Origin of the sequence: Prolixibacter denitrificans, from assembly GCF_003014495.1 — a bacterium.
Taxonomy (GTDB): domain Bacteria; phylum Bacteroidota; class Bacteroidia; order Bacteroidales; family Prolixibacteraceae; genus Prolixibacter; species Prolixibacter denitrificans.
Window position 1 is genome coordinate 58,712 of record NZ_PYGC01000015.1, and the last position, 10,063, is coordinate 68,774.

Sequence of the window (10,063 nt, forward strand, 5' to 3'; positions counted from 1 at the left end):
TCGCCTGGACTCCTGTGTAATTTGTGCGCTATCTTTTGCTGTTCAATCACACTCTTTTGCCATTTAACGACTTCCTTTTGTTGTTAAAGGTGTTCCTTTTGCAGTTAAGTGACTTCCTTTTGCGGGAAAAGACGTTCCTTTTTCTGTTAAGTGGTTTCCTTTTGCGGGAAAAGACCTTCCTTTTTCAGTTAAGTGGCTTCCTTTTGTGGGAAAAGACGTTCCTTTTTCGGTTAAGTGACTTCCTTTTGTAGTTAAAGACGTTCCTTTTGTAGTTAACTGTCGCACTTTTGTTAAGTGATGAATTCCATACGGTAACCAAAGCAAGATTGTTGAAGATAGGAAAATAATGATTGTAAAGTTGTCAATAAAATTGCTTCTGGTCTTGGATGTTAATCATAAAATATTGATTATTATATTTAATAACTGACAGCTGTTTGTGTGGATTGTAACTGATTGATATATAATTTTTAAAAAATATTCATAAAAAATGTGACAAATATTTTTTAAAAAGAAAAATAGCGCTTTCCCTTTATTTTTCTATGTTTCCAAAAGTTATATTTGTATGACAACTGATAATTGTATAGGTCTGTAGTCAGTTTTTTGTAAATAGCTGTGCAATAAAACTTTTTAGCCTTCCGTTTAAAAAATAAATACATCCGAAAGATAGATTTTTCCCGATAAGTGACTTGAGTATAGTGAGTTTGTTTGGTGGGAGAGGTATGCGTGTTAGGGAGTTGGGTGTCATGTCGGTTCTCGTCTCGAATAGGTTGGTATACCTATTATATAGTTATTTACTAAATAATATTGTTATGGATAATGTAAAGCGAGGTAAAACCTCGATGTACCAGGTAACCTATGACTACCTGACGGCAAACCGGGAGAAAATGGACAGCATGCCCAATTTCCCGGTCTATTATGACGAACTGGGCGTGGACATTTCCAAACTGCTTGGATTTGCAGCCGTTGAGACAACCAATCTGACGGGTATCTCCAACCGTAAGAATGAGCTGAAAATGGTTGTGGCACAAAACGCTTACGACTTGTCGACCCGCATCTTTGCTTATGCAGAGCAAAGCAACTTGGTGGAATTGCAAAAGGATAGCTACTATCCCGAAAGTGTGCTGAAATATGGCACCGATGCATTTGTACGCGATAATTCGCGTAAACTGTATAACCTGGCGCAGGCCAACCTGGAGAACCTGGCCGCCTTTGGTGTAACAGCTGAAACACAGGCTACCTTCCTGGCCAATATCGATCAATTCGAAAAAGCGATTCCGTTGAAAAGGGATTCAGTGAGCGAGCGGGTAAAAAGAAACAAGGCCTATGATGCAGTGATGGTACAAACCGACGCCGTGCTAAAGAAAATCGATTCGCTGGCGGTTACATTGCGCCTGTCCGATCCCGATTTCTATGCAGGCTATAAAAGTTCCCGGAAAATAATCGACACCGGAACGGCTAGCCTGTCGGTAAAAGGACAAGTAGTGGAAGTAGGAAGTTTGGTACCGGTGCCCGATGCTTTTGTCGAGTTAATGCCGTTGCCCTTAAATGGCGACACGCCGCTGAAGAAAAAGACAGCCGACAAAGGCGGTTTCCGCATCAAATCGATGACGCCCGGGAATTACCAGGTAAAGGTGTCGAAGTACGGGTACACCGAGCAGGTGTTGGATGTCGCTGTCAATTCCGGCGAAACGACCAAACTCACCATTACCCTCGCCAAAAATTAGCCCCAAAGAAAAGCCCCGTTGTTGCGGGGCTTTTTTTCGATGTTACAGCGTTACATTGATGGGGTGGTAGAGACGTAGCATGCTACGTCTCTACGATCGCGTTGTTCATGGCCAACGGGTTAATCAAACACGCGGTGGTGTTTCGTTATGGTCATCATCATCGGTTTGTCCCCATTGCACGGGGTTGTTATGGACATATTCACGGATACGCATCCAATCGTAATCATCGCGGATGATATGGTCGTAGTAACGCGGTTGCCACGCAAAATCAGGTTGTGATAGTCGTGCGCGGCGCGTTACCGATGATTTAAATCCGCGGATAACGGAGGGCAACGAGCCCCGTTTGGGTGAAATATTGGCCATGTGTTGATTTTTTAATGACGGTCCGGAATGATTGGATTGAAATGCCTGCGTTGTTGGTAGAGACGTTGCATGCAACGTCTCTACGATCGTTCGATTATCGGCCGGATTTTTCAATACAACAATCCCATGTGCATGGTTCGGCATGATGACAAATTCATCCAATTGAACAAACGGGAAATGGTTGGGAATGTCCTGCCAATGTTGATGGGCGATTTCCCCCAATTCCGACAAACACATTTTCCCATTCCGGACGGTTCCGAAAAAATGTGTTTTCCCGGCGGTACAAATGGTGATGAAATAGGCCGCTTCATTGCGGTAATCCCACCAGTTGGCCCGGGCCGAAGGAATACGGTATTGTTGGCGGTAATGGTCGGACATGTATCGGTTCGGTTGGTTCAATAATGAATATACCGATTTTATGGGAAATACGGATAGGTTGGCAATGTGTTTTGTGGCTGGTAGAGACGTAGCATTGCAACGTCTCTACGATCGCATTGTTCGAGGCTATCCACAGTGGAGATAATCTGCGCAATCCCGGTTCAAACAAAAAGAGACGCGATGAATCGCGTCTCTTGAGTTAGGTTATTGGTGGTCGGGTTTGGAATTATTCTTTATACCAATTAAAACGGTAGCCAACGTTCAGGCTGAAGGTCTGGTTATAATAATGCATGGGATTAGGGATAAGGTCGCGGCCATAAGATTTGCCTACGGTTCGGTTCCAGATAAATTCGATAAGGATATCGCCCGGCTTGTCAGTCATCGACCACAGGTAGCCGGCGCCTAATAAAAAGCCGGGTTCGGTATCATTCGCCCCCCGGTCATTCTCATATGTATAATCGGTTCCTCCAACAGTCACCTTTCCTTTCTCCTTTGAGTTGAGCAGTTTGGCAAACGTAGGACCGCCCTGCAGGTACAGTTCGTTTTCCTTTACCGGGAAATAGATTTTCAACGGAACATCCAGCGTCAGGTAGTTTTGAATCCAGTCGATGCGGCCATCCACCGGTTCGAAATCCTGCAGATCGTTGTTCCAGTGTTGGGTGGCATTAATGCGGTCACCCTTTTGGATATACGATGTCCCGATACCCAATGATAGTAAGTTGCTGAAACGGAAATCGAGTACGCCACCAAAATTCATTCCGGGCTTTAAGCGGTTGCTGGCGGGGTTATTGGCATAAAAGTTATCCGGTGAGCTTCCGTTTAGATCGGTTTCGCTTTGCACATCTTCTCCATACATGTTCGCCAGGGTGAGTCCTCCTTTCAGCGATAAGCTAATTCCTTTTTTGTTGTCTTGTGCCTGCGAAACGAGAGGCAGAATCAATAATAACAGCAGCGCAGTTTTCTTCATGATAATAGATTAGTTTATTATCAGATGAAGAGTGGGCGGGAAAGGTTGCCTATTCAGATATTCATCTTCTTTATTCGTTTATCCCTTCTCGTTAGGTAGATGAAACTAACCACGGCGAGGATTAAGCTGATACTAACCATCTCCGGTGAGCCCAGAAACATATTGAAGCGTTCGGGCTCATTTATGCTGGTGTTCGTTTCGACAAAATACAGCCGGTTCCCGAACATCACCATCATCCATCCGAAATGCAAGGCCCACGAGTACCCGATATGCCCGTTGAGAACGATTAGGCAGTTCCGCACGAAGGCTACCAGGAACAAGGTGGTTAGTGTCGTCAGTTCGAGCGTTCCCCGTTGCAGGAATATCCACCGGTAAAAGGCGAAATGAGCGGCAGCAAAGAACAGGGCCAGGCCTCCTGTGGCTAAAAGGGAATTGATCTTCCATTTGCGGATAAGCAGATAGAGTGGAATCGCCCCCAGGATGATCTCTTCGTTCAGAATGTAAAAGATATCGTGGAAATAGTTCCGGCAATTGGTGAACTGAATGGCTGTCATGTGCCGGTTACCGATGTGTTGAATGAGCAGGATGGAGGCGACAATCATGATGAACGCCAGCAGAACTGTTTTGTGGAAGGTGGTGTGAGATATTTTGGTACCGGTCACCCGGCGAAACTGTTTACCCCAGATGAGGTAACTGAATAAGAGGATGAGCACCGTCCCGATGGAGGAGTACCACCAACCGTTGAAGTAGTAATAGGAAAAGAGCAGGTAAGAGCTCAATAGCAGGATGGTTAATATGGTATTTCTAATTCGCTTCATCGGGAATTACAGGAATTATTAATTGCTGTCTGTTACAATCTTTTGTCTCCTCGAAATCCATTCAAATATTCCTATGGCCAGCAACGAACCGACAGCGCTTGCCACAATATCGTATAGGTCATAATAGGTACTGGCTCCCCACATGGGTTTCAGTTCTTCGATGGTCAGTATGACGAATACAATAGTAGAACCGAGGTAGGCCAGTAACCGTCCATGCCTGGGGTTCCGGTTCACGATGGCATTGACGAAAGCCAGACTAATCAGCAAGGCAGCCAAAAAGTTGGGAAAACATCCGGTCAGCGTATCCAGAAACGGTCGGCCATGAAAGGCGGGACGGAGAACGGATTTATTGAATGATACCAGTCCAAACAAGAGAGCCAGCAGAAAAGCATTCCCGGCCAGGATTCGTTTTCTGCCTTTTACAGGAAAGTTTGGTGTCGGTTGGGTTGCATCCATAACAAAGCGGTTACTGAGTAGAAAGGTATCAAGACTTCCTAAAATATGCCAAGATAAAACACCGGTAAACCATTTTATGAATCAGGCATGTTGTCCATTAGCCTGTCAATGAAATTATCCAGGCTGTACTGTTCATGGTTTTTCTGAGCTGCCTTTAATGCTTCCTGTCCGGCTTCTTTCAATGCTTCGATATTGGCCGGCGATGCATCGGCCATGTCTTTTGCATAGTTTCTTTTGTCTAGCGGAACATCGACGCGTTTGTAGTTGTACTGATGCTCTTTGGCCAGCGAGCCAAACAATCGTTTCATCTGGTAGTCGACGGTGTCAAAGCTGCCGTCCATCATGATGTCGGGCATCGACTTGGCCCACTTGAGCAATCCCCAGTTGCCGCTTTTCTCCGATGCCGGGAAATCGACCTGTCCGCCGCCGGTCCCGATAGAGAGTATCAGCATCTGGTCAGCTGAGGGATAAGCGACCTGCGGGAAAACGGTGTTCCGGCATTCGGCGTAGCCACACATGGTCGGGTTGTTGGCATACACGCCGCCATCGATGTTCACCATCTCCTTTCCGGTGACAAGATTTTTAATCAAAGCAGAGGGAAAGTACGTAGGAGCCGCTGATGTGGAACGGGCCACATCTTTCACATAGAACTCCCGTTGTTTGTTTTCCGGTTCGCGGCTACTAAAGAAGAAAGATGATTTGGCGGCCAGGTCGTAGGTGGTCACGAGACACGGCTTCACCAGTTCGCTCATTTTCAGCTCACCGAACTCTTCGGTAAAGATTGATTCGAGATTCCGGGCCGTATATTTGCTGGCGTTGTACAGCTGACGCAAACCAAACCACGGATAATGTTTGGAGGCATTGAAGATGCGGTATCCTTTTTCGGAATAAAACTCCAGCGCCTGTGAAGCCTTGTATTTGGTCTGTGGTTGGTCTTCTCCTTTGTCCGGATTGGGCGTCAGGTAAAAGCAGGTAAGGATTCCCCCGGTGCTGGTCCCGATAATAAAATCGAAGAGGTCGGCCAGTCGGGCATTCGGATTACCGCTCTTCCCGATGTATTGCTTTTCGATGTATTCCAGAACCGTAGCCGGAATCATGCCGCGGATACCGCCACCATCGAGCGATAGGATGCGCACTTTCTTCATGATGAGGTTAATTGGTTGGAGAGTAAATTTATTGAATAAATGCTATTCCGGCAAAGCGGAAGAGTAGGAAAGGGGATGTTTCTCAATAGAATATAAGATGTCTAAATTGCGAAAGTAAAATGATTCAGTGGAATATATACCGGGACGATTTAAGTTCATCCCGGTATACATTCAAAGGATTAGAATCGGTATCCCAAAAGGAAATAGTATTGACTAAGAGGAGAACTTAGCGTAACATACGGGGAGAAGCCTCCGGTTCGTTTGTACCGGGCATCTAAAGAGAAATGATGATATTGCATTCCGATTCCTCCGATATAACCAACATCGTGTTTTTTAATGTCATCCAGTCCTTTGCTTTCCGTTGTTTCGAATCTTCCCACATCGGTCTTGTGGTTTGTCTCGTCGATGATGATACCATTGGAGAAACCTGCGTTGATATACAGATAGCAACTTTTTACCGGGTATCGGAATCTCACCATGTTATTCAACGATAGGTACGAAAAGGCAAACTCAGCATTGATCTGTTCGGTATAGTAGATATCGTGGTAATACCCATTGTAATCGGTTGACAACTGGTATGAGTTGTAGTTTAGTTCGTTGTATATCGACCATTTACCCTGGCTGCGGGGTAGAATGAAATCGAGGAACAGACCACCGGTTGGATTGACTGATGGCGATATATCGGCACTGGTCAGGTAAACCATATCATTTCCGCCAAATTTAACCGTGGAGATGGTTGCTCCAGCCACGATTCCATATTCAACGGAACCTTTATCCTTTTTCTTTTGGAATTTTGGTGCCGTTGAAGATTGTTTGTAGTAGGCAAGAAAGAGGTTTTTCAGACTGGTCTTGCTATAGTCTGTTCTCTGAATTTGTTGCCGAACGGAAGGAGCGGTATTGAAGTACAGCACCAGTTGTCCGACATATCGTTTATTGATACGGACTTTATTTTCTTTGTTCGATTTATACACATTATATACCAGCAAATCGTACTGGCCATTCCGCCCGATGTAGAAGTTCTCAATTCCCCGCCGGTTCTTCAGGTAATACAAACTTTTGTCGCCTTGTATCAGGGTTTGCAGAAAGGTGGTATCAATGGCTGTTTTTAGCTCTGTTTCATCGCCGAGGTTGCCTGCCTTTCTCGAACTGACAGATGATTTTACGACGGCGCTCACATAAACTTCGTCGTTGGCTTCGAATGATCTAATTTCGAGTGGGCTATATGTTGTTGAAGTCGTTTTTCCTTCCTGTCTGAATGTTATTTTATCCGGATTCTTATCCCAGTTTCGGTAGTCGATTTGCCCATGCAGCGTATCGCCTTTGGTGGTGACGACATAACCGGGGATAAAATTTTGTTGTGAATAAGCATTCAGCGAAAGAAAGGTTCCCAGCATTAGAATCGCCAGGGATTTGAGCATTTTTGTTGTTTTCATAGGATTATTAGTTGTTAATATTCATGGAATTATCTAGTTTGTTAGAGGAAAACATAGGAGATGGTTGCTATCATATCCACGCACGGATATTTCGCAGGTTGGTCATTGCAAAATAAATGATACAGAAGGTTAGGCATGGATGATTCTCTCCGTTTTATATACGTTGTTATACCGTTTTAATAGAAACATATTCAAAATCACAAAAAGATCAGTTCAGTAGGCGAGGGTAGCTTAGTCTTCTACAATAATAATCATTTTTATGTTTTATTGGTAAACTTCTCCCGGATAAGGGAACAGATTGGTTATGTTCTTCAGCTTATTTTCACAGAATGTATGTCTATCACACTGACAGAGGTACAAAATTTAGTCTACTGAATAACAGTCAGCATCTTTTCGTATGACATGTTTCTACCGGTAAGGATGGTAGCCGGCTGCTGTTGGTGAAAGTTTAGTTTTTATGCCTGTAATACCGGATGTGTCCCGGCAGGATAAAAGCCACCAACCATCCAATGGCTTCCATCAGCAGCTGATCGGTTAACGACAGCAAGGATGCCACATAAGCCAGTATCCCAAAGATGATGCCTCCGGCCAGGAGAAAGGGATACCTTAGAATACCACCGCTAACGACAATAGCAAAGGCAATAACGACCATGTAGATGGGATGCTGCAGTTCGAAATTGATCTGTTGCAGCACGTTATACTGAATGAGGTTAATGAGCACCAGGCTGACAAGCAGGGAAACCCAAACGTACCGGATGTAAATTTCCTGTTTGGCTACCGGTTTAGCTTGACGCAGTAAGTAAAAGATCGTGATGATGAAAGCGACCGCTCCCAATACGATGCCCAGGTTTCCCAACAACGATTGTGTTCGGGAAGCCATCAGAATCTTTTGGGTGAGGTAATTCATCGCATAACTGTAAAACATCACCCAACCCCAAAGGATGAGGAGTGCTCCGGGGCGGAATACAAAATGTTGAATAAGTCGTGATAATCCGGAAAAAACTTCGACGGGCTGCTCTTCCTGATGCTGTTCTGATTCCATGGTTTGCTGATTTAGTTATTTGTTGATCAAAGAACTAAGTTAGCTATTTTCCTAATAAGACGTAGCTATAACAAGGAGAAAGCCCTTCCCGTTTGCCAGAGGCCGGGAAAGGCTTTTATCTTTTTCTTTTTGTATTCTCTTACGAATTCCGTTTCTGCGGGTAACTCCTTTTTCGTTTGGGGCGGCTATTGCTACCTTCACTGTTGTTCCGGTTGGTTTGCCGCTGGCGCTGAAACGAGCGTTGCGGTTTGGCCGGTTGTATGGCTGGCGCTTCGCCTTCCTCACTCAAATACGGATGTTCTGCTACGACCGGAATATTCTGAGCGATCAGCTTTTGAATATCACGCAGGTACGCTTTCTCTTCGGTATCGCAAAACGACATGGCCATACCACTGGCGCTGGCTCTTCCGGTACGTCCAATACGATGAACGTAGGTTTCGGGAATGTTCGGCAGGTCATAGTTGATAACGTGCGACAGTTCTTCCACATCGATACCGCGCGCGGCAATGTCGGTGGCTACCAGAACGCCCATCCGGCCGCTCTTGAAACTTCCCAGTGCACGCTGTCGTTGTCCCTGCGTTTTGTTTCCGTGAATTGCTCCGGCATCAATACCGGCTTTCCCCAGTATCCTGACAATCTTGTCTGCACCGTGCTTGGTCCTTGTAAACACCAATGCCGAATCGACTGACTCGTTTTTGAGCAGGTGCACCAGCAATTTGGATTTGCTCTGTTTGTTGACGAAATAGACCGATTGCTCTACCTTTTCGGCCGTGGTTTGTTTGGGCCGAATGGTGACCTTCTGCGGATTACCCAGGAGCTTATTCGACAGCTTCACGATATCCGGTGGCATGGTGGCCGAGAAGAACAGTGACTGCCGTTTCGCCGGCAATTGAGCAATAATCTTTTTAATATCGTGGATGAAGCCCATGTCGAGCATTTGGTCTGCCTCATCCAACACAGAGTATTCAATATCTTTTAAGGAAATATATCCCTGGTTCATCAGGTCGAGTAACCGGCCAGGCGTAGCAACCAAAATGTCGACGCCTCTTTTGAGCGTTTGAACTTGCGGGCCTTGTTTTACGCCGCCAAAGATGACAGCATTCCGTATACCGGTATATCGGCCGTAAGTTGAAAAACTTTCTGCAATCTGAATGGCAAGTTCCCGTGTGGGAGTAACAATGAGCGCTTTGATTTTGCGCTGTCCGTTATGTTGTTTCCTTTTTTGATATAGATGCTGCAAAATCGGAATGGCGAACGCGGCAGTTTTGCCGGTGCCGGTTTGTGCACAACCGAGCAGGTCTCTTCCTTTCAATAAAATGGGGATGGATTGTTCCTGAATCGGGGTGGGTTTTGAATATCCCTCAGCAGTAAGTGCTTTCAGGATAGGTTCAATAATCTCTAATTCTTTAAATGTCATATATTTTCTGTAAATCAAGGCGGCTAAGGTAGTGTAATTAATCGGATTTAATGTAACCCGTAGATTAAGGTGAGAAAAGGTGAAATATTAACCCCTATTCCGAAGCCTCGGGACCAAAGGGGACTTAACCACTTTGATTGTAAGTGCTGCAAGTTTGATACTATATTATTGCCTTCTACAAATCCAATGAAAGCACTACTGCAACACTCACTCACTGCTTTAAAGCCCCTTTAGGCTGTATGTTTGTAAAAGCATAAGCTTCCTAAGTTTTGTAAATTAGTTTTTTAAACAGAAAAAGAAACTAAAAACCAGGAAGCTTA

The 10,063-nt window shown here is 45.0% G+C and carries 9 protein-coding genes; 1 reads left to right on the forward strand and 8 read right to left on the reverse strand.

The features are described 5' to 3' along the window. Nucleotides 1–809: 809 nt before the first annotated feature. Nucleotides 810–1,724 carry a carboxypeptidase-like regulatory domain-containing protein gene (locus CLV93_RS19000; protein ID WP_170109000.1) on the forward strand — a complete coding sequence of 305 codons (915 nt, stop codon included), beginning with the start codon at nucleotides 810–812 and terminating at the stop codon, nucleotides 1,722–1,724. 123 nt (nucleotides 1,725–1,847) lie between these two features. Here the strand turns inward: CLV93_RS19000 and CLV93_RS19005 are convergent, their stop codons facing one another. The 8 genes from CLV93_RS19005 to CLV93_RS19040 form a co-directional block, all read right to left on the reverse strand. Then, a complete protein-coding gene (locus tag CLV93_RS19005) occupies nucleotides 1,848–2,465 on the reverse strand; it encodes a transposase (protein WP_106543812.1) in 618 nt (205 codons plus the stop codon). A gap of 226 nt (nucleotides 2,466–2,691) precedes the next feature. After that, nucleotides 2,692–3,432 (reverse strand): outer membrane beta-barrel protein, encoded by a 741-nt coding sequence (locus CLV93_RS19010; protein WP_106543813.1) that lies wholly within the window; start codon nucleotides 3,430–3,432, stop codon nucleotides 2,692–2,694. 53 nt (nucleotides 3,433–3,485) lie between these two features. Then, a complete protein-coding gene (locus tag CLV93_RS19015) occupies nucleotides 3,486–4,250 on the reverse strand; it encodes a hypothetical protein (protein WP_106543814.1) in 765 nt (254 codons plus the stop codon). 18 nt (nucleotides 4,251–4,268) lie between these two features. Beyond that, nucleotides 4,269–4,706, reverse strand: coding sequence for a hypothetical protein (locus CLV93_RS19020; protein WP_106543815.1), 438 nt, complete (start codon nucleotides 4,704–4,706; stop codon nucleotides 4,269–4,271). Between the two features lie 74 nt (nucleotides 4,707–4,780). After that, complete coding sequence (locus CLV93_RS19025; protein WP_106543816.1) at nucleotides 4,781–5,851, reverse strand: patatin-like phospholipase family protein; 1,071 nt, start codon at nucleotides 5,849–5,851, stop codon at nucleotides 4,781–4,783. Between the two features lie 179 nt (nucleotides 5,852–6,030). Further along, nucleotides 6,031–7,284 (reverse strand): porin family protein, encoded by a 1,254-nt coding sequence (locus CLV93_RS19030; protein ID WP_146142090.1) that lies wholly within the window; start codon nucleotides 7,282–7,284, stop codon nucleotides 6,031–6,033. A 448-nt stretch (nucleotides 7,285–7,732) separates the two neighbouring features. Continuing rightward, nucleotides 7,733–8,326 carry a hypothetical protein gene (locus CLV93_RS19035; RefSeq protein WP_106543818.1) on the reverse strand — a complete coding sequence of 198 codons (594 nt, stop codon included), beginning with the start codon at nucleotides 8,324–8,326 and terminating at the stop codon, nucleotides 7,733–7,735. A 139-nt stretch (nucleotides 8,327–8,465) separates the two neighbouring features. Next, on the reverse strand, nucleotides 8,466–9,743 hold the full coding sequence (locus CLV93_RS19040) for a DEAD/DEAH box helicase (RefSeq protein WP_106543819.1): 1,278 nt from the start codon (nucleotides 9,741–9,743) through the stop codon (nucleotides 8,466–8,468). Nucleotides 9,744–10,063: the final 320 nt, after the last annotated feature.

Coding starts and splice junctions, on each gene's coding strand:
- CLV93_RS19030 (WP_146142090.1), bottom strand. CDS start 7,284: ATGAAAACAACAAAAATGCTCAAATCCCTGGCGATTCTAATGCTGGGA.
- CLV93_RS19035 (WP_106543818.1), bottom strand. CDS start 8,326: ATGGAATCAGAACAGCATCAGGAAGAGCAGCCCGTCGAAGTTTTTTCC.
- CLV93_RS19005 (WP_106543812.1), bottom strand. CDS start 2,465: ATGTCCGACCATTACCGCCAACAATACCGTATTCCTTCGGCCCGGGCC.
- CLV93_RS19040 (WP_106543819.1), bottom strand. CDS start 9,743: ATGACATTTAAAGAATTAGAGATTATTGAACCTATCCTGAAAGCACTT.
- CLV93_RS19025 (WP_106543816.1), bottom strand. CDS start 5,851: ATGAAGAAAGTGCGCATCCTATCGCTCGATGGTGGCGGTATCCGCGGC.
- CLV93_RS19000 (WP_170109000.1), top strand. CDS start 810: ATGGATAATGTAAAGCGAGGTAAAACCTCGATGTACCAGGTAACCTAT.
- CLV93_RS19010 (WP_106543813.1), bottom strand. CDS start 3,432: ATGAAGAAAACTGCGCTGCTGTTATTATTGATTCTGCCTCTCGTTTCG.
- CLV93_RS19015 (WP_106543814.1), bottom strand. CDS start 4,250: ATGAAGCGAATTAGAAATACCATATTAACCATCCTGCTATTGAGCTCT.
- CLV93_RS19020 (WP_106543815.1), bottom strand. CDS start 4,706: ATGGATGCAACCCAACCGACACCAAACTTTCCTGTAAAAGGCAGAAAA.